The organism is Sphingomonas sp. SORGH_AS_0438 (assembly GCF_031453475.1).
Lineage (GTDB): Bacteria > Pseudomonadota > Alphaproteobacteria > Sphingomonadales > Sphingomonadaceae > Sphingomonas.
The window spans coordinates 628,117-651,178 of record NZ_JAVIZS010000001.1 but is presented as its reverse complement, the minus strand read 5'-3'; the positions used below and the strand labels follow the sequence as shown (position 1 = coordinate 651,178).

Here is a 23,062-nt window from a genome sequence, read left to right as displayed (position 1 = left end):
TCCACGAAACCTCCGTGCCTACTCGCCGTTGGGTCATCGCGTTGTAGCCCTGACCGTTCGTGATGCTGGAGAAGATGAGGATGACCGATCTGCCGACCCAGGTGACGCTCGACAATGACGGCACCGACGCCGATCGGCCACCGCTTATGCCCTTTCTGCATATGTGGACCGCGGCAGATGGCGGCAGCCGGATCGACCTGTCGAGGATGACCGGCTTTGGCCAAAAGAGCGTTGGCGGCGGTGCGGCCCCACAATGGATGCGACCATTCCCTGGCGAGGTGAGCGCGGTCGATTTTGCGATCCTGCCGCTGGGTTGGGTTGGCGACTGGCATGAAAGCCCCAAACCGCAATGGGTAATTCCGCTGCGCGGCCGCTGGTTCATCGAGACGATGGACGGCAATCGCGTCGAAATGGGGCCGGGCGACATCCACTTTGGCCAGGATCAGGAAACGACCAACGGCAAGGGGCACCGATCCGGTCAAATCGGTGACGAACCGTGTTTCCAGATCATCATCCAGTTCGCCACCTCCCCTGCGGCACAGACGCGCGATCCATTCGGGGCATGAACTCCGCGCTCCAGCTCGCGCCCGTGCTGATCCCGGCGCGGCTCCGTCCGCCCGGAGCACCTGTCCCGACGGATGTTGCCCCGCCGCGCATCCACCGCCCCGAAGCACGCGCAGTGCTAGGCAACGCGCGGCTTTTCACCCTGTACGATCAGGCGAGCTGGAGTGAGGGGCCTGCATGGTGGCCGCAGGAGCAGACGTTGGTCTGGAGCGATATCGTTGGACGCCGCGTACTCGGCTGGCGCGTGAACGGCGCGGTTGACGTGCTGCTCGATGCGACGCCGTTCACCAACGGCAATGCCATACTGCCGGACGGTGCACTCGTGCATTGCGAACATGGACGCCGTGCGATCAGCCGCTCGGAAGGCAAGGGGATTGCGACCCCGATCGCCACCAGTGCGGAAGGCAGCCGACTCAATGCGCCCAACGACCTCATCGTAGCGGCGGACGGCACGATCTGGTTCAGTGACCCGACTTTCGGACTAGAGAACCCAAAACAAGGCATACCGGGCCATAGCGAGAGTGGTCGTACCGCGCTCTGTCGCATCGGCATGGATGGCGCAGTGCGACGGATGGCGGATATGATGCAGCCCAACGGCCTTGCCTTTTCGCCCGACGGCCGGACCCTCTACGCTTCGCAGACGCCCGAATATGGTGAGGGTGACGTCGCCATCTTCACCTTCGACTGGGATGGCGCGACACTGTCGAACAAGCGTCGCTTCGCGACCGTGCCTGACGGAATCCCCGATGGCTTCACCGTCGACCGCCGCGGCTGGCTGTGGAGCAGCTCGAACGCCGGGATCGAGGTTTTCGATGACGCCGCCAACCACCTTGCTACCGTTCCGACGCCATCCATATGCAGCAACTGCACCTTCGACGGTGATCAGGCCCGACTGTTTATCACTGGTGGCGCGCATCTGTGGATGCTGGCGCTCACATAGCGCGTGATCCGCCCGCGCATATGGGTCGTTCGTACCAACGCCGGGACGTTCGGCTGCTCTTGCCTATATGGTGCGACAGGAGATTCCAATTCTCGCCGAAATGACGGCATTGGACGTGGGACGCGTTTCCCGGAAGCGCCGGTTTACCGCCGCTCCCAGTCATGCTCGCGCTTCAACGACAGCTTGTCGCGCCCGGCAGTCAGCAGCGCCTGCTCGTGCCCAGCTTCCATAAAGTGCACTGCCATATCCTGCGCCGCCACGTCACCGTCGATGGTGCGGCTATCGGGCGAGGCGACGTGCCCGACATAGCGAAGGCTGAGATCGTAATGCCCCGACCAGAAGAATGGCACGGCGTCATATCCATGCGTCGCCTGCCCTAGCAGGTAGCGCGCGAGCCATTGACCCATGCGCTGCGCGACCACCCAATGCTCGACGCGGATCGAATGCCCCAGCCGACGGTCCGGCACGCTCGCAATGTCACCGATCGCATGAATCGCACGATCGGATGTGCGCAGATGGTCGTCGACCCGTACGCCCCCACCCTCGGCCTTGTCCGCAAGCACAAGTCCGGCGAGCGCAGCTAAATCGACACGCGGCTTGGCGCCGATTCCAGCGACGACCAAGTCGGCATCAATGCGTGTTCCGTCGTTGAGTACCGCAGTTTTGCCGTCCCACCGCGCAATACGGCGGGCATCATGAAAGGTGACGCCGTTCGCTTCGTGCAGGTCGCGGACCATTGCGCCGACCTCCGCGCCGGCCGTTTTCTTCAGCGGTATGTCGCTGTCGGAGATGACCGCCACCTCCAACCCTCGCCCGATTAACGACGCAGCGACTTCCAGCCCAACATAGCTTGATCCGACTATAATCGCGCGCTTCGCCTGCATGCTGGCGGCGATCAGGCGATCGGCGTCCACCACCGTTCGCAGGACATGCACATCGTCGCGATCTGCGCCGTAAAATTCAGGCGCGATCGGTGCCGCGCCGGTCGCCAGCACCAGCGTATCGTAGGGCAAGGTCGTGCTGTCCTCAAACACGACCGTCTTGTCCTCACGGTTGATCGCGGTGACATGGGCGCGAACACGCATCGCCACGCCGTCTGGCACCGATAATGCCATCGCGTCGCGATCTGCCTTGCCGGCCAGATATTGCTTGGAACAGAAGGTGCGGTCGTAAGGTTCCTCGCCCTCATCTTCGATCAGCGTGACTGATGAGCCCACGCCATGCCGCGCCAGCATCTCGGCACAGGCATAGCCTGCCCCGCCCGCGCCGACGATCACGACGTTACCAATATCGGGTATGGGCGTATCTGAAGTTGCATCGGTTGGTTTGGGCGTCGTTTTGACGCGCACTCGTCCATCCTCCTCGACCACTTCGAAACTGTTGAGTGACTCGAAAGCCGGCGCATCGACTGCCTCACCGGTCTTGATGTCGAATCGAGCATGATGCCACGGGCAACGGATCGTGCCATCGGCAACGATCCCGTCAGCCAGTGGGGCTTTCAGATGCGTGCACAGGGCAGACAGCGCGCATACACGCCCATCGTGTCGGACCAGCACCATGTCGATGCCGTCCGCCTGGCCCGCGATGATTTGTCCTTCCCCAAGATCGGCGGAAGCGATGCCGCTTGATAGGTCTCGTGTCGCCACCGCCGCCGCCTTTCCGTTGTTACGCTCTGTCAGCCTGCCCGCTGCAGGTCGGTCGCAGCCAAATGCTCGCCGATGAACCAGACTTGCGGCTCACCGGTGCGGATGATGTCGCTGACCAGAAGATCATTGGTACCGTCGTCACCGGATTCATCGGCGGCCTTCGCCCCCTCATGCGCCTGCTCCAGAACGATGCGGTGTGCGTCCAGCAATCGTGCGAGCATCGTTGGCACATCCTCGCGGCCCTTGGGCGGACGCGGGATTTTCGTCATCTCCGCAACGTCGTGCGGCGTCGCGATGCTGATCCCGCCCAACGACTGGATGCGCTCGGCGACCATGTCGACCAACTCGGCCTGCTTCTCATAATGCGTATCGAGCAGAAGGTGCAGCTGGTAAAAGGTTGCGCCCGACATCTGCCAGTGATGCTTTTTGTACAGGTCGCGCAACATCATCGTGTCGGCGAGGACCTGATTCAGGATCGCGATACTCTGCTTGCGGGCATTGTCCGACAGGCCCAGCGGCAGATCCTTCAACGTGCCGAATGGCTGGATTTCGCGATACTCGATCTTGTACTGCGGCTGTGCCTGATCCGTCTTGGCCACGTACTTACTCCGATTTGATAGGACGTGCTGCCGAAGCGCTCACTGCCGTCGGGGGTTCCCAAGCGCCGCCCAATATTTGGTGACCGCCACCTGGGTTCGAATTAATTTCGCAGCTGCGACATCAAACGGGAACGGGTAGGCATCTGTAGCGTCCAGCACGGGCTTCAGCTGGATAAGACCGCGTGACCCAACCGACTTTAGTTTTTCTACATGCACTTGGAACCAGTGCCGCCGAGTGGGATCTGGTTCGCAGCCACCTGCCCGACCGGTCCTGCCTCGCCCTCGATCTCTCCGGATTCGGCGCTCGCGCCGACGACGGCTATGCCGATGTCGCCGCGATGGCGGACGATTTGGCGGACATGGTTCGCGCGCACCGCCTGACCGCATGCGTGCTCGTTGGGCACAGCATGGGCGGTAAGATCGCCACGCTGGTAGCCGCGCGCGCCGTTGCAGGCGAAGTAGGACTGGCGGGAATATTGGGGGTCGTTCTGGTCGCCGCCTCCCCGCCCGCACCCGAGCCGATCAATGAGCAGCGTCGCGCCGAGATGATCGGTTGGGTCGCCGGTGGCGCAGTCGCGCACGATGATGCGGAAGCATTTGTCGACGCCAACACCGCGCGACCGCTTCCCCCTTCCCTGCGCGACCGCGCGATCGCCGATGTCATGCGCTCGAGCCGCGAGGCTTGGCTCGCCTGGCTGGAGCGCGGCGCGAACGAGGATTGGCGCGCGCATGTAGGGCAGATAACGATTCCGACGTTGATCGTCGCGGGGGGCGAGGACAGCGACCTTGGTGAGGAGGCACAGCGACGATTGAACCTGCCGCATTACCCAAATGCCACGGTCCACGTCGTCTTAAATGCTGCGCACCTGATCCCCTACGAACAGCCCGGCGCGCTCGCCGCGGTCATAGCCCAACATGTCGATGCGATTGCCGGGGCGGCTTTGCCCGACGGCTTTGTGCAGCTGCTCGGCTCGGAACGCGTCAGCGCCCGCGCGCGCGCAGTGATGCTGGAGCGTACCCGCCCTTTGTCTGACGACGTCTCGGGCTGGTCGGCGGCACAACTCGATACGGTAGCCGCGCTCATTGCGCAGGTGCTACCCGATGCGGGTGCCGACCGTGCGCTTGCGCGTCGCGTTGGGGTAGCGGTTCACGGCGAAGGTGATGGCTGGCGCTTCGCCGCTCTGCCCGCTGATCCACAGGCCTGGGCGTACGGGCTGGCGACACTGGATGCACTGACCGGGGGGTTCGCCGCACTGTCGTTTGCGGAGCAGCATGATTGGCTGACCCGCATCGATGGCGGTGAGGTTGGCGTCGTCGCCACCGCCGATTGCCTCTCGCCCACTCAGATGACCTTGTGGTTTCAGGATGTTCGGGCCGAGATCGCGCGACAATGGATAGCCACCCCCGCAGCCATGGCCGCGATTGGCTATGATGGTTTTGCGGTTGGTGGCGATGGCCCTCGCAAGCAGGGCTATAGCCGTACCGCCGCAAACGACCTCGAACATTGGCAGATCGCCGCGGAGGTGAATGCATGAGTCGCGCTCCCTATTCCGGCAATGATACGGTCGACGCGGTCGTCATCGGCACCGGTGCTGGTGGCGCGCCGCTGCTCGCCAGCCTTGCCGAGGCGGGGCTGTCGGTCGTGGCGCTCGAGGCAGGCCGCGCTTTCCAGCCGCATGAGCATGTCGCCGACGAACTCGCCGCAGACATTTATTGGATGGAAGAGCGGCTGAGCGGAGGGGACGATCCGACCGCCTTTGGTTCAAATAATTCCGGCATGGGCGTCGGCGGGTCGATGCTACACTGGGGCGCATTCTGCCCGCGTCCTGACCCTCGCGACCTTCAACTCAAGACACTGACCGGCGAAGGTGCCGACTGGCCGGTCGCGCATGGCGAGCTGATCAACTATATCGCCCGTGTCGAGGCGGACACCGGCGTGTCAGGCCCAGCACATTATCCTTGGGACGATGCGCGTCGCTATGCCTATCCGCCGGTCGCGCGCAACGCCTCGGCCGATGCTATGGCACGTGGTTGCGAAGCAATCGGCATCACCGTCACCGATGCGCCCGCAGCGTTGGTTTCACGCGACCGCGATCAGCCGCACTGGGGACAGCGGCAGGCGTGCGTCAATTGCGGCACTTGCCATCAAGGATGTCGTAATGCCGCCAAGACCAGCATGGATACCACCTACTTGCCGCGCGCGATGGCACACGGCGCAGAGGTACGCGCCCAGGCGCGCGTCCTGTCTTTCGAGTTCGACGATGCCGGCCAGATCTCCGGGGTAGTTTATCACCATAATGGTGAAAACTGCCGTCAGCGCTGTCGCGCGGTATTCCTGTGTGCTGGCGGTGTGGAGACGCCGCGCCTTCTCTTGAATCTTGGCCTGGCCAATTCCAGCGGGCAGATCGGGCGCAACTTCATGGCCCATGTCGCGACGCAGGTTTGGGGCAGCTTCGACGCCACGATGCGGATGAATCGCGGCTATCCCTCTTCGCTGATCACCGAGGATAGGATACGCCCCGCCGATGCCGATTTCGTCGGCGGCTACCTGATCCAGAGCCTCGGCGTACTCCCGGTCAACCTCGCCAACGGACTGGCGCGCGGTGCGGGCATGTGGGGTCCGCGACTGCAAGAATTGCTGCGCGGCTACAACAGCATGGCCGGGATCGGGATCAACGGCGACTGCCTGCCGCACCCCGACAATCGCCTGACGCTGTCGGACGAAGTCGATAGCTTCGGGCATCGTAAAGCGCGCATCGACTTCAGCTATCACGCCAACGAACGCGCGATCGATCGTCATGCGCGCCGGGCAATGACCGCGATCTGGGAAGCGGCGGGCGCCCACGACATCTTCGCGGTCGATCGTTCCGCGCATACGATCGGCACCTGTCGAATGGGCGACTCCGGCGACCAGGCGGTGGTCGACCGCGACGGACGCAGCTTCGACATTCCCAATCTGTTGATCTGCGACAATTCCGTATTCCCCAGCGCACTGGCCGCTAATCCGGCACTGACCATCATGGCCTTGTCGCTCAGAACGGCGGACCGGTTTCTTCAGGCATCACGGTAGGCAAACGGTGTTGCTTATAAGGATGTTCAATCCGGCGGTTCGTGAGATATCGAAGCTCGACACGCGGCTATCATGACATCGTCCACCAGTCGGCTCCATTGACCCGCCCCGTCGTTTCATCACCACCGAGGCCGCCAAGAAGTCGGCTGCCATATAGTCGGATGGGAGCAGGATGCGGATAGGTATCGTCGGAGCGGGGATGGCAGGACTATCCTGTGCGCAGAAGCTACACGAGCAGGGTCACTCTTCGGTGCTGTTTGATAAAGGGCGTGGTCCTGGCGGGAGGATGTCGACGCGCCGGATGGGCACGCCGCTCGGTGAAGCGTCGTTCGATCACGGCGCCCAGTACTTCACGGTTCGCGATCCCGCCTTCATTGCACGGGTCGCACTTTGGGCAGAGGCCGGTCAGGTCGCCCCCTGGCCGTCGGCAGGTGATGATGCCTGGGTCGGTATGCCGTCGATGAACACGCCAATACGAGCGATGGCAGATGAGTGCGATGTCCGATGGAATACCCGCATCGACACGCTTCATCATGACGGTCAATGGCGGTTGGACAGAGACGTATTTGACGCTGTCATTCTGTCGATCCCAGCCCAACAGGTTCCAGCCTTGGCTTGTGAGCATGACGCATCGATAGCCGACGCCGCCCGCTCTGCGGTATCCGATCCGTGTTGGGCGGTCATGGCGGCATTCGATAGTCCACTGCCCATCGACAGTGACCGGCTGACAAATCTTGGCATCCTCGGCTCGGCCGTCCGCAACTCGACAAAGCCAGGGCGCACTGGACCCGAGGCTTGGGTCCTTCAAGCCACAGCTGAGTGGTCACGCGAGCATCTTGAAGATCAACCAGCGATAATTGAGCAGGCACTGCTTGCAGCGTTGGGTGCCCATATCGGCACCGACCAGATGAAGGCCATCGCGACCAGTGCCCATCGTTGGCGATATGCAAAGGCTACAGCTTTGGACCGCGGCGCGATTTGGAACGCCGAGATCAAGCTTGGTGCTTGTGGCGACTGGCTGATGGGACCTCGGGTTGAGGCCGCATGGCTATCGGGTCAAAGGCTTGCCATGCAGATCGGGGACTGCTGACGAGCCTGTCAGCGTTCTGATCCATACACCTCCACGCATAATCAAGAACGTGGAGCACATCGTCATCCCGCCCGTTCAATTCGTCAAACCCCCAGCGTGAGACGGCACATGGAATATACAAAACTCGGCAGCACCGGCCTCGACGTGTCACGCTTGTGCCTTGGATGTATGACCTACGGTACACCGGATCGCGGCAACCACGCGTGGACACTCGATGAAGAGATAAGCCGTCCGCTCCTGCGCAAGGCAGTCGAGGCCGGGATCAATTTCTTCGACACCGCCAATGTCTATTCGGATGGGACGTCCGAAGAAATTGTCGGCCGCGCGCTCAAGGAGTTCGCGCGCCGCGACGAGGTCGTGATCGCCACCAAGGTGCACGGTCGCATGCGGCCCGGGCCGAACGGTGCAGGCCTGTCCCGCAAAGCGATCATGGCGGAGATCGACGCTAGCCTGAAGCGGCTCGGCACCGATTACATCGACCTCTACCAGATACACCGCTTCGATCATGAGGTACCGATCGAGGAGACGCTGGAGGCACTTCACGACGTCGTGAAGGCAGGCAAGGCGCGCTACATCGGCGCCTCGTCGATGTACGCGTGGCAATTCGCGACCATGCTCCACGTCTCCGAGGCCAATGGCTGGACCCGTTTTGCGACGATGCAGAACTATCTCAATCTGCTCTACCGCGAGGAAGAGCGCGAGATGCTACCGCTGTGCGAGGCGGAGGGAATCGGGGTCATTCCGTGGAGCCCGCTGGCCCGCGGCCGCTTGACGCGCGATTGGAACGATCAGACGGAGCGGTCGAAAACTGACGAATTCGGAAAGACGCTCTACGCCCACACCGTTGAGGCGGATCGCAAGGTCGTGGAAGCGGTTGCGACAGTCGCAACAGAACGTGGCGTGCCTCGCGCGCAGATCGCACTTGCCTGGGTGTTGGCCAAGTCCGAGGTATCGGCGCCGATCATCGGCGCTTCCAAACACGCACATCTCGACGACGCGATCGCCGCGCTCGCGGTCGGGCTTACCGAGACAGAGATCGCTCGGCTGGAAGCGCCCTATGTTCCGCATGCCGTCGTCGGCTTCGCGTGAGCGGCTTACGCGTCGAGCTGCCGGCGAACGCGTTCGACAAGCAGGATGAAGGCGACGATCTCGCCTTCTATGCGCCCCCACGCCTCGTCTCGCACATCGACGATGACGCGGTCGCGGCCCTGACCGCCTATTACGCCCGCGTCATACCTCCGAACGCTGTCGTGCTCGATCTGATGTCTAGCTGGATCAGCCACCTGCCGGCGGCGCTCGCAACCGCCGAAGTCATCGGCCACGGCATGAACGCAGCCGAGTTGCGGGCCAATGATCGCCTCGACCAATGGTTCATCACCGATCTAAATGCTACGCCCGCGCTGCTGCTGCCCGATGGTAGCGTCGATATAGCTCTGTGTTGCGTCGGAGTTCAGTATCTCCAGCGACCGGTAGAGGTCTTTGCTGAGGTTCGCCGCGTGTTGCGGCCGGGCGGGCTTTTCGCCGTCAGCTATTCAAACCGCTGCTTTCCGACGAAAGCCGTACGTATCTGGCGGGCGCTCGATATGGCCGGACAGGCGCGCCTGATCCACCTGTACATGGAGCAGTCCAAATTCGCCGCGGTGGAAACCGAGGTGCTGGCCGATGGCAGCACGGGAGATCCGCTGATCCTAGTCACTGGCACCAAGTGACTACGCCAATGCGTTAACTTCCCGCCCGCGTAGACCCAGTAGCAGACATTCTACGCCTTCAACGTGCGGCACAACTTCAGACATCCGCTCACCGTTAAAAGCGAAAGTTACCCTGCGTTACAAAAAGCCGCGGCGCAACCTGCTCTGTGTCGTACATTAAAGAATATGGGATGCGCCCGTGATCACAGGCGCATATTTTGACCTATCTCTTCTTATTTTCGACGCCATCGCCGATCCCCTTCTCGACCTTGACTTCGACATAGCGTGCGCCGCCTTGAAACTCATCCTTGTTCATCTTCGTATCCCTTGTGAAATTAGAGGTAGACAAGGTGGGTCAGGGCAGCACGCCACAACCTGCGGCGGCCTTGCCTACCGCCAATGCAATGGCGGGATCTTTCATCTCACCCGCTACGCGCAGAAGGTCGCTGACGGTCAGCTTCGTTGGATCGCTATCACCTCGACGATAGGCGGCCGCTGCGCGCCCGAGTTGTTGCAACTGGCCGAGTGACAGGTCGTTCTGCAGGCGGCCGCCGACGCAATCCGAGCGGGGCTCATCCAGACCGTAGCGCTGCAGGCCCGTAGATATACGGGTGGCAGGTGCCGCACAGGCGGTCAAAGTGGTTGCGCCAATCAGCGCCATGGCCAGCCATCGCATCTGTGTGTCCTCCCGGACCCCTGCAGCGAAAAACCGGCCGGTCCGGACGCACTAACTCACGGCAGTAATGCGCGTTCCTGGTATCGTTGCACCAGTTGCTAGTCCTGACCTACCAGGCCGAGCGTGGTAGCTCTCTCGCGGTAGAGCTCTTCCAGGCGGGAATGGATCAGCCTTGGTCCTGCCTCGTTCGACCCTTCCGCCATCGCCCGGTGGGCCGCGGCACGAGCAAGCAGGTAATCTCGCTCCTCCGCGCCAACACGTTCGATAGGGTCGGAAAATGGATCAGGTTGCTTGCTCATGCCTTGAGGTTAGCATCGCGTAAACCGCGGTCATATCGTGCCCATATACCTATGATATAGTGCATTTCTGCTACAAGGCTCCGACGCCGCAGCTTGCCCGAATGGGCTGACGTGACCTCATCAGCGGGAAGATTGGAATCGGAAGGCGAACAGCTTCACTGATCTGGCCGACCAGCTCGACTGCTGGCAATCGAGCCATGATCCTGACTAGCGTGTCGGGCTGTCGGCCGTGAAGGGGGAGCAGCATGGCTTCATGACCGGCTGGAACTCCATAAGCTCCACGCGCGTGCCGTCGGGATCATAGAGGTTTGCCTGCCACTTGCCGTCCAGTCCCATCTGCGGGCCATCGTGCTTGGCACTAAGCCGATCCTCACGATAAAGCGTCGTGACGGCAGCTTGCATGTTCGGAACACCTAATGAGAGGTGGTTGAGGACGCCGAACTGGCGAGCATCGACTTTGTCATCGGTCACGTCCGATCCGGCACCGACCATCATATATTCCAGCCAATCACGACCATCGGGGGTTTGTTGCGATACCCAGTCGACCTTGTCGGGCTTGAACGCGCCAAACCAGTAGGGGCGGAAACCAAGCAGCTGTCGGTAGAAACCGTCCTGTCTCGCTCGATCGTGCACCGCATAGCCGACATGGATGATCCGTCCGCTGATCGCACCCGGCACCGGCGTATCGGCGTCACTCGCCGGTTGGACGAACTGAACCCCATTGCCTTCCGGGTCGAGCGTCGCAAACCACAACTCGCCTTCCGGACTACGCTGGATACGGCCGAGCTTTCCTACCCCGCGCTTCTGCAGCCATGTACGCAAGGCGCGCGCATCGGGGGTCGTATAGGCGACATGTGCGAGCATACTGGCACCCTGCCTTGCTCCGGCGGGCAGAACTTCGACGAACTGGCGCTTACTGAGATAATAGCGAACGCCGTTTGGGTTTTCCGGGTCGCCGCCCTTCCTTGCTCCAAGAACGTGCGTATAAAATTGATCGGCCTTGCTCATGTCACGAGCATAGACGGCGAGATGAGATACGCCTGTAATTGGCGGCCTTGGCTCTGGCGCGTTTGCTGCACCGAGCAGCGTTACGGCGGCCGCTGTTGCCAGCACGACACGAGCGATCATTGGCAGGCTCCTGAAATACGGGAAGTTTGCGTCACTTCGGCAGCAACTTAAGGTAGGAGCGCGTAGGTGATGGTAACTTGAGCTCTGGTCTCGACCGGCGTGGGCTTCGTATCAAGCACGACAGGTGAAACGCGCGGTGCTGGCGGTGCAGCGGGCGCGTTCACCCCTATCCGCGAGGCGGACACTGTGAGGTCGAAGCTGGGCTGATCATGAACGGTAACGATCGGGCCGAGCCGCAGCCCCGCACCCGTTGCAAGAGCTTCCGCCCGTTGCCGCGCATCGCTGACCGCCGCTGCGCTCGCCCTCCCCTGCGCCGCCTTCGGGTCTGACAGTACAAATCCCTGCAATCGGGCATCACTGGCACCGAGACGGGATGCAAGACCAGCAGCTGTCGCGGCCTTCTCGACTGCCTGGGTTCGAACACGGGCCTGCATGGTTGCAATGAAGCCGGCTACTGCGCACTCGCCACTGCTGAGACGGGGTTGACTTCCATAGCCACGCGCATCTGCGCACCCACCGCCCCGGGCTTCGATCACAGTGACATTGCTGGTGGTGAAGTCGCTGCTCGGCCCCAACAAATCTGCCACCCCGGTGCTGACCGCCTTCTGCTTCGCCGAGAGCGCAGCGGTGGCCGCGTCTGGCGTAGGCCCCTCGCCACGGAGGTAGATGTCGAGGTTCGCGATGTCCGGAACAGTTTGAACAATGCCCACGCCCGTCACTTGCACAGTGCGTTCAGAGGCATTTTGAGCGATCCCGGACTGGGGGAGCAGTGCGGCACTCGCAAGCAGCAAACGCATCATGCCCTTAGCCTCTCCTGTTTGCGCTCAGCATCCTTCAAACCGGCGGAAACGGCAAGGCGAAGCTCATGGGGCATTACCACCTTTTAGTGGAAGCGCATGTCAGCTTGCATCAAACGCGCCTCACAAACGATAATTTAGAGGGTCTTCCTGCCGACCCGGTTGCGGCCATTCGACGCCTCGCGCCGACCTCCCAGTACCGGTCATTCGTTCTTTTTCGTCCCGCCAGCTCCTGAAGGCTAAAGCGGCTGCATCTTGCTGCAGGCGAACGATGGTGCCGCCCTTGATCACCAGCCGCACGGAGCGAACGGCGGCAAACTGCAAAGTCGGATTTCCGGCAACGGCGATCAGGTCGGCGAGCAGGCCCGGCTTTACCGCGCCGAGGTGATCGCCCATCCGCATCCAGCGTGCGTTGCCCGAGGTGGAGGCGATCAGCACCTGCGCCGGCGTCATCCCGGCCGCTGCCATCAGTTCCATTTCGCGTGCGTTCGTGCCGTGTGCGAACACGCCAACGTCGCCACCCATGCAGATCGGGACGCCGGCGGCGAGGGCCAAGCGGAGGCTGGCGCGGCTCGTCTGCACGGCGGCGGGCGCCGGCTCTGCGCCGTTCCAACCGCGATAGCGGGCGCTTGCGTCGGCGGCAGCGAGCGTTGGACAGAGGGCGATCTTCTTCGCCGCCATCATCGCGAAAATCGCGGGCGTGCCTCCATAACCGTGCTCGATCGTGTCGACGCCCGCCTCGGTCGCTCGGCGCATGCCCTCTACAGTTGATGCGTGGACTGCAACAGGACGTCCGGCATCATGCGCCGCCACCACCGCCGCCCGGATTTCGTCAAGACTGAGCGTCGCATGACTCTCCTCGCCTGGCCGCCAGCGATAGTCGGCATAGAGCTTTACCCAGTCCGCTCCGGCCGCGATCTGCCGACGCACGGCGGCAATCATTTGCTCCACGCCTGAGACCTCCTCCGCACCTTGCGGGATGGCAACGCCCGGCTCGAACCCCTTGGGACCGTAGGCACCAAGCGCGACGATCGCGCGCGTCGCGACGCTCAGCCGTGGCCCCTCGACGATTCCCCGATCGATCGCCGCCTTCAGCCCGACATCGGCATAGCCTGCGCCCTCGGTGCCAAGATCGCGCTCGCTGGTGAAGCCCGCCCGCAAGGTCGCGCGAGCGTTCGCCACTGCGCGAGCCGTGCGCAGGGCCAGCGGTTCATGCAGCACTTGGTCGTCCCAGCTCGCTTCGTCATAGGGATGGAGGAACAGATGACCATGTCCTTCGATCATGCCCGGCATCAGCGTGTCACCAGCGAGGTCGATGATCTGCGCGCCTGCAGGAACGGCGAGGTTTGGGCCGACTGCGACAATCCGATCGCCGCGCACCAGCACCTGCCAGTTGGCATGCACCTTCCCGTCGACGCCGTCGAACACCCCCGCGGGACGCAGTAACGTCGCGGTACCCGTCTCGCGGTCGACCGGTGGCGCGCTGGCTCCAGCGAGCATCATTGCCATCACGATCGCCAACCAGTGCTTGGCCATGCCTCACTCCCCGTTCTACGCTAGCGTCATGGTTACCCTCCTGCGGCACACGCGCAATCCGCTGATCTTCGCAGCCTTTCTGGCGACGACCGCCGCCGCGTCCGCTCCCGACATGGCACGGTGGCAGGCCGAGGCGGCGCGGGTGACGATCACGCGGGACGATTGGGGCATCCCCCACATACACGGCCGCAGCGACGCCGACGCGGTATTCGGCATGAGTTATGCGCAGGCAGAGGACGACTTCGCACGGATCGAGGCCAATTATCTGACCGCGCTCGGTCGCACCGCCGAGGCGGATGGCGAACAAGCGATCTGGGCCGACCTGCGCCAGCGACTGTTCGTCGATCCGGCTGAACTTCAGGCCCAATACGTCGCCAGCCCCGCCTGGCTGCGCACGCTGATGGACGCTTGGGCGGACGGGCTGAATTTTTACCTCACGACGCACCCGCGGGTAAAGCCAAGGGTGTTGACCCGGTTCGAACCGTGGATGGCGCTGAGCTTCACCGAAGGCAGCATTGGCGGCGATATCGAGCGCATTTCGCTCGCCGACCTCAAGAGCTTCTACGGCCAGCCGACCCTACCGACGCCGGAAGAGCTGGGGGCGGTCCCGCGCGAACCTTCGGGGTCGAACGGCATCGCCATCGCGCCGAAGCTGACCGCCAAAGGCCGGGGGCTCCTCCTCATCAACCCGCACACCAGTTTCTACTTCCGCTCGGAAGCGCAGATGACGAGCGACGACGGGCTGAATGCCTATGGCGCCAGCACCTGGGGACAGTTCTTCGTCTATCAGGGGTTCAACGCGCACGCCGGCTGGATGCACACCTCCTCCACCGTCGACAATGTCGACCAGTTCGCCGAGGCGATGGTACGTCGCGGCAGCGGCTGGGCCTACCGCTACGGTGGCGAGACGCGCCCGGCCGCGGCGCGCACGGTGACGATCCGCTTGCGCCAGTCCGACGGTAGCCTGGGCGAGCGGCGGTTCACGACTTGGCGCACACATCATGGTCCGATCGTCGCGGCGAAGAACGGTCGATGGATCGCGACCGCCCTGATGTGGCGGCCCGTCCCGGCGCTGGAGCAGAGCTGGTTGCGCACCAAGGCCACCGACCTTGCCTCGTATGTTGCGGTGGCCGAGCGGAAGGCGAATTCGTCGAACGACACGCTGTTCGCCGATGACAGGGGCGAGATCGCGTTCCTGATGCCGCAGTTCATGCCAGTGCGCGATGATCGATTCGACTACACCCGCCCTGTCGACGGCAGTGATCCCGCGACCGACTGGCGCGGGCTGCACCCGCTTGCCAGCCTGCCAAGCGTCACCAACCCACGGGTTGGCTGGGTCCACAACACCAACGACTGGCCGTGGAGCGCCGCCGGACCGGATAGTCCCAAGGCAGCTGACTATCCGCGCTACATGGATCAGGTCGGCGGCAACGCCCGCGGCGAACACGCCGACCTCCTGCTGACCGGCAAGCGCAGATGGACGCCCGAGCGGCTACGCGCCGCCGCTTACGATCCCTACCTGCCTGCCTTCGCGCGGCTGCTGCCCGGCCTCGTCGCCGCATGGCGTGCATTGCCGGCGAATGACCCGCGCCGGCGCAGACTGGCCGCGCCGATCGCCACGCTCGCCCGATGGGATCATTGTTGGGGCAACGACTCCGTCGCGACCAGCCTGGCTGTCTACTGGGGCGATCAGCTCTGGCGAGAGGTCGGCAGCTTCGCACAGGCGGAGCGGACCAACGTGCCCGACTATATCGCCACCCGCGTCGATGCCGCCGCCAAGCTCGCCGCGCTGGAAACGGCGGTCGCGCAACTGAAGCGAGATTTCGGCACGTGGCGGACACCGTGGCAGGCGATTAACCGCTTCCAGAGACTCGACGGCGCCATCCAACCGCATTTCGACGACACGACGCCGTCGACCCCAGTGCCCTTTACCTCGGCGCAATGGGGTAGCCTTGCCTCGTTCGGCGCAAAGACGTGGCCGGGAACGCATCGCTACTACGGCACGAGCGGCAACAGCTTCGTCGCGGTGGTCGAGTTCGGTCCGCGCGTGAGAGCAATGGCCGTGATGGCGGGCGGGCAGAGCAGTCATCAGGCCTCACCTCACTTCGTCGACCAGGTCGACCGATACGCCAGCGGCCGCCTTCGGCCGGTCTACTTCTACCCGGACGAGCTCGCCGGTCATGTCAAGCGCGTGTATCGCCCCGGTGGCGACGCATCATGATCGCTGCCCCTGTGCTAAGGGCACAAACGACCAGATGACCCAGAAGTGGTCATTCCTAGCCGCTGTGCCCCTCCCCAGATCACGCTATTCGTTCATCTCAGATCGGCAGGTATAACGGCGGACGAGAGGCGCTAAGCGGCGGTCGTCATTCGCTTGCCGCCAAATCCCGGGCTGGTGTTTGCGCCCCTGGCTTCGACTGGCGCGAGGTCCTTACCGCATTCCTTTGGCAGGCGGCACTGACACACCGGCTTGGGTCTGGATCACGGGTTTCATCGTACCATCAGGATTGTAGCGGAGATGCTCGACCGTGATCGCCCGCCGCCCCAAAGCCCCTTTCTGATTGCCGATCGTCAGCGATGCATTGTGCAGGAACAGGTACGACTGCCCCTTGAATTCGGCAATGCCGGGGTGGATCGTAAAGCTATTGGTCGCCGATCCGGTCAGCTCACCCCGATATGTCCACGGGCCCTGAATGCTCGGTGCGGTCGCATAAGCAACGTGCTCGTTACGATCCTTGCCCGTCTGGTCCATCGAGGCATAGGTAAGGTAATACAGGTCGCCGCGTCGATGCAGCCACGGCCCCTCGACATAGTGGGGTGGCGTGATTTCGGTGATCGGGCCGTCCAGCTCAATCATGTTGGGCTTGAGCTTGGCGATGTAGCACTGCCGGTTGCCCCACGCGATCCAAGACGTACCGTCGCGGTCGGTGAGCACGGTGGGATCGATATCCTCCCAGCTATGCTCACCCTTGGGCGTCATCTCGTTGGTGATCAGGGCTGATCCGCGCGCATCCTTGAACGGTCCTGTCGGGCTGTCCGACACCGCCACGCCGATCGCCTTGCCGGGGTGCGTATCATCGTGCTCGGCCGGCACGTAAAGGTAGAACCTGCCATTCTTCCGAATGGCTTGCGGTGCCCAAGCGTCCTTCTTGGTCCCATTTCAAATCGACGATGTTCAGGATCGGCGGATAAGCCTTCCACGTCTTCATGTCGGTGGTCGAATAGACCAACCACTCGCGCATGTTGAACATCTCGCCATCCTTGGCCTCGTCGTGGTCGACGTAGAGATACAAGCTGTCGCCAACGACGAGCGGCGCTGGGTCGGCAAGGAATTTGTCGCGGATGATCGGATTGGAGCCGGGCGCATGGCGTTCTTGGCAGATGCCATTCGACGCGGACGTCGCAAACGTCGAAACAAGCGCAAGAGCGCAAACTCGCAGCCAGCCCATAGCTTCCACTCCCGTCGACGCACTCGCTGCGTTAACCAGAAGTCTTAGCAGATCAACACCCTGGATGGACAGATACCAAGCCGTGAGTTTTTGACGCCAGCTTGCCTCAGAAACAGACGTTCAGCTTAGCGTCCGGCACTTTCGGAAAACCGACACTTGTTCATGTCACCGACCCGGCCCAGCATGCAGACCTGCCACGTTCCATATCGAACGCCGAGCCGCACAGGCTCGAGCGATCATCAGGTTCACGACGCTGGTGGCTGAATCAGCGCGGGAGCGACTGGCGTGCGGCTTCGTTGTCACGTTTCCGCAAAACAGGAAGAGCCATGTCGAACAAGGTTGCCATCGTCACCGGTGCATCGCAGGGTTTGGGCGAGGGAATCGCACGCGGTTACCGTGACCGCGGCTGGCGCGTGGTCGGCGTTTCGCGCAGCATCGCCCCCGCCGATGAGGCCGATTGGTTCACCGTGGCCGGCGATGTGGCGGATCCCGCCACCGCGAAGGCAGTCGTCGCCCAAGCGGTCGGCCGGTTTGGCCGCGTGGACACGCTGGTCAACAATGCGGGTGTCTTCATCGGTGAGGCGTTTACCGATTACAGCGAAGATCAATATCGGCGCATCATTGCGACGAACCTTGATGGCTTCTTCCACATGACCCGGCAGGCGCTGCCCGTCATGCTGGCTTCCGGTTGCGGTCACGTCGTACAGATCGTAACCACGCTGGCGGAGCATGCCAATGCCGAATTCCCCTCGGTTCTGGCGTCCCTGACCAAGGGAGGGCTCGCCGCTGCGACGCGCAGCCTCGCGATCGAATATGCCGCCCGCGGCATCCGTGCGAACGCGGTTTCGCCCGGCATTATGGAAACGCCGATGCACCCGCCGGAGACGCGCGCCGGCCTCGGTCGCTACCATCCTTTGGGACGTATGGGGACGGTTGCCGATGTCGTACAGGCCGTCCTGTACCTGGAAGACGCGTCTTTCATAACAGGAGAAATCCTTCATGTGGATGGCGGCCAAGTGGCTGGGCATTAGGGTCAGGACCCATTGATGTGGGCGTCGCGATCCTGATTCAGGCTCCGCAAGGAGACCGGGATGAGCCACCTGTTTTGGCGGACGGGCGATCAAATGGCGCGGCCGCCGTCCCTTCTTTCCCAGGAGCCACGGCAGGCCTCGTGTGGATGACCGGCGGGTGCTGAGCGGCATCGTCTTCGCCAACCGCAATGGGCTGCGCTGGCGAGATGTGCCCAGCGCCTATGGTCCTCACAAGACGCTCTACAATTGGTGGAAGCGTTGGGGCGAGCGTGGCGTGTTCACACGGATGATGAAGGGGCTGGCTGCAGGGGATGCCGAACCAAAGACCGTCATGATCGACGCGACATACCTGACGGCGCACCGCACGGCATCGAGCCTGCGGGTTGAAAAGGAGATCTCGGCCGCCTGATCGGCCGCACCAAAGGCGGCATGAACACCAAGCTCCACGCCATCGCCGACGCGAACGCCCGCCCCTTGAGCTTCTTCATGACGGCTGGCCAGGTCAGCGACTACACCGGCGCGGCAGCGCTGCTCAATGACATGCCCAAGGCGCAGTGGCTGCTTGGCGACCGCGGCTATGACGCCGACTGGTTCAGGGACGCCCTCCAGGCTAAAGGCATCCAGCCCTGCATTCCAGGTCGCAGGTCGCGCAACGAGCCGGTCCGGTACGACAAGCGCCGCTACCGGCGTCGCAGCCGCATCGAGATTATGTTCGGCCGCCTGAAGGACTGGCGCCGCGTCGCCACCCGCTACGTTCGCTGCCCGACCGCCTTCTTTTCCGCCGTCGCCTTCGCCACTACCTTTATCTTCTGGATATGATCAACGAGTCCCGACCCTAGAATAAAAAGATCCATCCTTTATAGCTGTCATAATCGTTTTCTATTCAAAAAAACGCACCATTAATTTGAAATTGGAAAAATCACATTTGATTCGAGGTAAGTTGGCTCCCGGGCCTCAATCCCCCGCACCCATTTGGTTGAAAGTGAAGAGAGTCTTCCAACGCGACGCAGGCACTCGATTAGATATGTGTGGTTGCTGATCGCAGCGTCGGTTAATTAACGCCGTTCAACTCAAATAGCGCCGCCGATTGTCATGACCGCGCCGACAAATGCGCCGGCGAACCCCAGCGAATCACCGACATCAGCTAATCCGTTGACAAACATGACAAACGTCGCGGACGTAAGGCCAGCGGCTACCGCCACAAATGTGTATTCGATCCACGTCCGCCGCAATTTGGACACATCAGTTTCTCGCATACAAGAGCCTTCGTTGTCAGATAAAAGCCTATGCGGGGGGGGCTGTGAAGTGCAACGCTAATCCGACGGCAGCCGGCTCATAGAATGCTACAGCATTCATTACAGCACTTGCTACAGCAGTAGCATAAACTGCGGAAAACAGCCATTTTTGCAAAGTGGTCGAGGAGACAGGATTCCTGACCTAATTCTACCGCGCGCTAAGTCACTGATTTTGCGTCGACGCTCAACCCGTCTGTCGGCGAGTTGCACAGTGATGGGTACAACAGGGGGTACAGGTATACAAGTGATCGAAAACCACGCAGCGGGAAACCGAAGGCGATGCAGAGTGACCCACATCCGGTCATTCATCGCGCAAAATTGTCTCCTCGCTTTCTGCCGTTCGTTCAGCCTCGCAACATCAAGCTTTTAACGCCGAATTCATATCGAAAGCGAGTGATTGCGAGCATCAGGCCGACCAGGGACATCCTTGCGCCTGAGAATAAAGCGGAGCCGGGCAGCTATTGCCGCGTTGGCATCCGTATGATTGGCAGGCTTTCTCAAGGAGTAGACGCTCAGGCTGCGGCTCGGGCGGCCATGGTCGATGCACTCGACTGTTTTGGACATGAGGGTCCCATCATCGTGCTCTGCCACTTTGATGCCGATGGCCTAGGCTCCGCAGCGATCCTGGTCCGTGCGCTTCGTCAGGCGGGCCGGATCGCCGAGGCGCTGGTAATTGGCAAGACCGGGTCACCCTGGGAGGCGGAAACGCGCGACCGCGTTATGGCGCTGGAACCTGCGGGACTGATCGTCACAGACCTCGGCACTCGTGCTGAGTCAATGCTCCCCGATTGTCCGACCCTGATTATCGACCATCACGTCCCTACCGGCGAGCCGCGTGATGCCATCACGATCAGCGGTAACGGGCTTGATCCTGAGCCAACCTCAGCACTGCTGGCTTGGTGGGCCGCGGGAGCGCTTGGCGACCAGTCGGCGCTTCAATGGCTGGCAGCCATCGGGCTCATCGGCGACATGGCGGACGGGCTGGGCTTTCCAGAACTGACGGAAGCGCAGGCGCGCTGGGGCAAGACGGCACTTCGAGATGCGACGTCGCTGATCAACGCACCGCGTCGCACCGCCCTGGCGGATGCCGGACCGGCGCTGCGCCTGCTGCTGCATGCGGATGGACCCAAGCAGATCACCAAGGGTAACGACGCCGATGCGCAGGCACTGCACGCTGCCAAGGCAGAGGTTCGCGCCGCGATGGATGAGGGCAAGCGCATTCCGCCGCTGGTCGTCGGTGACGTGGCTCTCATCAGCCTGAACTCCCCCTGCCAAATTCATCCTCTGATCGCACAACAATGGCGTGGCCGCCTCAAGGACAAGATCGTAATCGCGGCCAATCGTGGCTATCGGCCCGGCTGGGTGCATTTCGCGGCGCGGTCGGCCACCGGTCAGGACCTCATTGCCTTTCTGGCCCGGCACAGACCGGCGGGTGCTGACGGACGCTACGGCAACGGTCACGCTCAGGCGACCGGTGGCGCCCTGCCAATCGCAGGGTGGAACGAGTTCATCGCGGGCCTCGGCCTGCCTCAGGCACAGGTAGAAGCATGACTAGCAGCGATCGTCCCTTGCGTCTCGGCTTTCCCGTCAAGGTGATGGGCAGGCCTGACCTCAAGTCGCAGGACACGCGGCGATGGCAGAAGAACCCACACCTGAAATGCTCGCTCGAACTGCTCGACCAAGTGCTCGATTATCTTAAGTCCAAGAAACTCGATATGTATCGCCTGTCGTCGGACATCGCGCCTTATGCGACCCATCCCGACCTGCCGCAGTTCCACTCGATGGTCGCAGACAGCGATGCCGAACTACGCGCGTTCGGGGCCAAGGCGAAGGAGTATGACATTCGTCTGTCCTTCCACCCATCTCAATATGTGCTGCTCAACTCGCCCAACCCGGAACTGACGAAGAAGAGCATCTGGGATCTATCAAGCCAAGCCGAGATGCTCGATCGGATGGAATTGAATGACGAAGCGGTGATGATCACGCACGTAGGCGGTGTATACGACGATCACGAGGCGAGCCGCGCCCGCTGGATCAAAGGTTGGGAGCAGTGCCCTGAGCATGTGCAGCGCCGGCTGGTGCTGGAGAATGACGACATCCGCTTCTCGGCCGCTGACGTGCTGTGGATCCACGAGCGTACCGGTGTACGGCTGATCTTCGACTACCAGCACATGTGGTGCCTTAACCCCGAGCGGCTCGACATGCGCGACACATTGGAACGCTTTCTCGCAAGCTGGCCTAGCGAGGGCGGCCGCCCCAAGATTCATTTTTCCTCGCCGCGCACTGAGCTGCGGGAAATCAAACAAAAGATCACACCCAAGGCGCGTGCGGCAGCCAAGGCCGGCACAGCGAAGACAAAGAAGGGCGAGCTGCTGAAGGCCCCGGTCAAGGCGTCTGCACGTGTAAAGACCGTGCTGCGCCCGCCGATCTGGACAGGCCATGCCGATTTCACCAACCCGTTTGAATTTGCGACCTTCATGCGCATGGCCGACGGCTTGACATTCGACGTGATGATGGAGGGCAAATCCAAGGACCTAAGCCTGCTCCGTCTCCGCCCGGACCTGCTGCGCTTTGCGCCCGATGTTGCGGCCAGGTTCGGGATCACGGACCAAGATGCTTCGGCCTTGGCTGCCGACGAAGAAAAGCTCGACGATGGCGTCGATGCAGAGTCGGAGGCGGATGTCGACGAAGGAGAACCAGCCGGAGCGGCATAAATTGGGTGAGCGACGTTTAGGCTGAGTGGCGAACCTCAGGATACGGCAAAATCTCGATATCAGTATCTGCTCGCCAAGTTCTCCCGCTAAAAAGCACTAGCTTGTACATAGTCGTCTGTGCACACGCCCGATTATGCACGAATGCACCCCCTCAATCTTCCATACCGGGCGGGATCGTTTCTGCCATGCTAATAGGTTCGGGACCGTTATCCAAAAGCGGCCACTCGTTTATCGTGATTTGATCGCCGTTCGATCAGCCAAGCTGGCGTCGCTAATCAGCAATTATCGAGCATCCGACGATGCGCGTCCGTATCGCTAACAATGATGAACCGTCTCCATCCTCATGAGACGTGGTAACCTGATGAACGATTATCGACATATGACCGCCTCGTGCTGCTATGGCTCATGCCTTAGATACACAGCCAACACACGTCAGTCCGCACGGTACACCTCGCTCTTACCACTCCACTTTTACGATATAGCATTTGCATTATACATTTTTATTATTCTAGTTTGGCGCTTGTGCAGGCTCGCGCAGAG

At 62.0% G+C, this 23,062-nt stretch carries 20 protein-coding genes and 1 pseudogene; 12 read left to right on the top strand and 9 right to left on the bottom strand.

The genetic code is table 11. The features are described from left to right. The first annotated feature begins 80 nt into the window (after positions 1 to 80). The gene (locus QE452_RS03135; RefSeq protein ID WP_309660514.1) at positions 81 to 566 is read left to right on the top strand and encodes a hypothetical protein; all 486 of its coding nucleotides are present in this window, start codon (positions 81 to 83) and stop codon (positions 564 to 566) included. After that, positions 563 to 1,504: an SMP-30/gluconolactonase/LRE family protein gene (locus QE452_RS03130; protein ID WP_309660513.1), complete on the top strand. Its 942-nt coding sequence runs from the start codon at positions 563 to 565 to the stop codon at positions 1,502 to 1,504. The genes QE452_RS03135 and QE452_RS03130 overlap by 4 nt, the downstream gene beginning before the upstream one ends. Positions 1,505 to 1,647: 143 nt before the next feature. On the opposite strand, the gene QE452_RS03125 is transcribed toward QE452_RS03130, so the two are convergent. Together QE452_RS03125 and QE452_RS03120 are read right to left on the bottom strand one after the other, a co-directional pair. Then, on the bottom strand, positions 1,648 to 3,150 hold the full coding sequence (locus QE452_RS03125; protein ID WP_309660512.1) for an FAD-dependent oxidoreductase: 1,503 nt from the start codon (positions 3,148 to 3,150) through the stop codon (positions 1,648 to 1,650). A 29-nt stretch (positions 3,151 to 3,179) separates the two neighbouring features. Beyond that, positions 3,180 to 3,749, bottom strand: a complete 570-nt coding sequence (locus QE452_RS03120; protein ID WP_309660511.1) for a DNA starvation/stationary phase protection protein — start codon at positions 3,747 to 3,749, stop codon at positions 3,180 to 3,182. 182 nt (positions 3,750 to 3,931) lie between these two features. On the opposite strand from QE452_RS03120, the gene QE452_RS03115 reads away from it, so the two are divergent. From QE452_RS03115 to QE452_RS03095, 5 genes are all read left to right on the top strand, one after another. Further along, a complete protein-coding gene (locus QE452_RS03115; protein ID WP_309660510.1) occupies positions 3,932 to 5,284 on the top strand; it encodes an alpha/beta hydrolase in 1,353 nt (450 codons plus the stop codon). Then, positions 5,281 to 6,819, top strand: a complete 1,539-nt coding sequence (locus QE452_RS03110) for a GMC family oxidoreductase (RefSeq protein WP_309660509.1) — start codon at positions 5,281 to 5,283, stop codon at positions 6,817 to 6,819. The genes QE452_RS03115 and QE452_RS03110 overlap by 4 nt, the downstream gene beginning before the upstream one ends. Before the next feature lie 172 nt (positions 6,820 to 6,991). Next, on the top strand, positions 6,992 to 7,909 hold the full coding sequence (locus QE452_RS03105; RefSeq protein WP_309660508.1) for an NAD(P)-binding protein: 918 nt from the start codon (positions 6,992 to 6,994) through the stop codon (positions 7,907 to 7,909). 108 nt (positions 7,910 to 8,017) lie between these two features. Continuing rightward, positions 8,018 to 8,998, top strand: coding sequence for an aldo/keto reductase (locus QE452_RS03100; RefSeq protein WP_309660507.1), 981 nt, complete (start codon positions 8,018 to 8,020; stop codon positions 8,996 to 8,998). After that, positions 8,995 to 9,618, top strand: a complete 624-nt coding sequence (locus QE452_RS03095) for a methyltransferase domain-containing protein (protein ID WP_309660506.1) — start codon at positions 8,995 to 8,997, stop codon at positions 9,616 to 9,618. Before QE452_RS03100 ends, QE452_RS03095 begins: the two co-directional genes overlap by 4 nt. A 334-nt stretch (positions 9,619 to 9,952) precedes the next feature. Here QE452_RS03095 and QE452_RS03090 read toward each other — a convergent pair whose 3' ends face one another. The 4 genes from QE452_RS03090 to QE452_RS03075 all read right to left on the bottom strand — a co-directional run bounded on the left by QE452_RS03090 (position 9,953) and on the right by QE452_RS03075 (position 14,033). Beyond that, positions 9,953 to 10,273 (bottom strand): hypothetical protein, encoded by a 321-nt coding sequence (locus tag QE452_RS03090; RefSeq protein WP_309660505.1) that lies wholly within the window; start codon positions 10,271 to 10,273, stop codon positions 9,953 to 9,955. 506 nt (positions 10,274 to 10,779) lie between these two features. Beyond that, entirely contained in the window at positions 10,780 to 11,700 is a 921-nt protein-coding gene (locus QE452_RS03085; RefSeq protein ID WP_309660504.1) for a VOC family protein, read from the bottom strand. Positions 11,701 to 11,747: 47 nt separating this feature from the next. Then, positions 11,748 to 12,500, bottom strand: a complete 753-nt coding sequence (locus QE452_RS03080) for an SIMPL domain-containing protein (protein WP_309660503.1) — start codon at positions 12,498 to 12,500, stop codon at positions 11,748 to 11,750. A gap of 120 nt (positions 12,501 to 12,620) precedes the next feature. Then, positions 12,621 to 14,033 carry an amidohydrolase family protein gene (locus QE452_RS03075; protein ID WP_309660502.1) on the bottom strand — a complete coding sequence of 471 codons (1,413 nt, stop codon included), beginning with the start codon at positions 14,031 to 14,033 and terminating at the stop codon, positions 12,621 to 12,623. Positions 14,034 to 14,061: 28 nt separating this feature from the next. On the opposite strand from QE452_RS03075, the gene QE452_RS03070 reads away from it, so the two are divergent. After that, positions 14,062 to 16,254, top strand: coding sequence for a penicillin acylase family protein (locus tag QE452_RS03070; RefSeq protein ID WP_309660501.1), 2,193 nt, complete (start codon positions 14,062 to 14,064; stop codon positions 16,252 to 16,254). 210 nt (positions 16,255 to 16,464) lie between these two features. Here QE452_RS03070 and QE452_RS03065 read toward each other — a convergent pair whose 3' ends face one another. Continuing rightward, on the bottom strand, positions 16,465 to 17,127 hold the full coding sequence (locus QE452_RS03065; protein ID WP_309729592.1) for a family 43 glycosylhydrolase: 663 nt from the start codon (positions 17,125 to 17,127) through the stop codon (positions 16,465 to 16,467). Next, positions 17,108 to 17,482: a hypothetical protein gene (locus QE452_RS03060; protein WP_309729588.1), complete on the bottom strand. Its 375-nt coding sequence runs from the start codon at positions 17,480 to 17,482 to the stop codon at positions 17,108 to 17,110. Before QE452_RS03060 ends, QE452_RS03065 begins: the two co-directional genes overlap by 20 nt. A gap of 326 nt (positions 17,483 to 17,808) precedes the next feature. Here QE452_RS03060 and QE452_RS03055 point away from each other — a divergent pair, with 326 nt between their 5' ends. Then, the gene (locus QE452_RS03055) at positions 17,809 to 18,513 is read left to right on the top strand and encodes an SDR family oxidoreductase (RefSeq protein WP_309660499.1); all 705 of its coding nucleotides are present in this window, start codon (positions 17,809 to 17,811) and stop codon (positions 18,511 to 18,513) included. A 60-nt stretch (positions 18,514 to 18,573) separates the two neighbouring features. Beyond that, positions 18,574 to 19,332 (top strand): annotated as a pseudogene (locus tag QE452_RS03050) (IS5 family transposase). Between the two features lie 251 nt (positions 19,333 to 19,583). Here QE452_RS03050 and QE452_RS03045 read toward each other — a convergent pair. Beyond that, positions 19,584 to 19,769, bottom strand: a complete 186-nt coding sequence (locus QE452_RS03045; RefSeq protein WP_309660498.1) for a hypothetical protein — start codon at positions 19,767 to 19,769, stop codon at positions 19,584 to 19,586. A 573-nt stretch (positions 19,770 to 20,342) separates the two neighbouring features. On the opposite strand from QE452_RS03045, the gene QE452_RS03040 reads away from it, so the two are divergent. Beyond that, the gene (locus tag QE452_RS03040; protein WP_309729586.1) at positions 20,343 to 21,359 is read left to right on the top strand and encodes a DHH family phosphoesterase; all 1,017 of its coding nucleotides are present in this window, start codon (positions 20,343 to 20,345) and stop codon (positions 21,357 to 21,359) included. After that, complete coding sequence (gene uvsE / locus QE452_RS03035; protein WP_309660496.1) at positions 21,356 to 22,522, top strand: UV DNA damage repair endonuclease UvsE; 1,167 nt, start codon at positions 21,356 to 21,358, stop codon at positions 22,520 to 22,522. Before QE452_RS03040 ends, uvsE begins: the two co-directional genes overlap by 4 nt. The last annotated feature ends 540 nt before the right edge of the window (positions 22,523 to 23,062 follow it).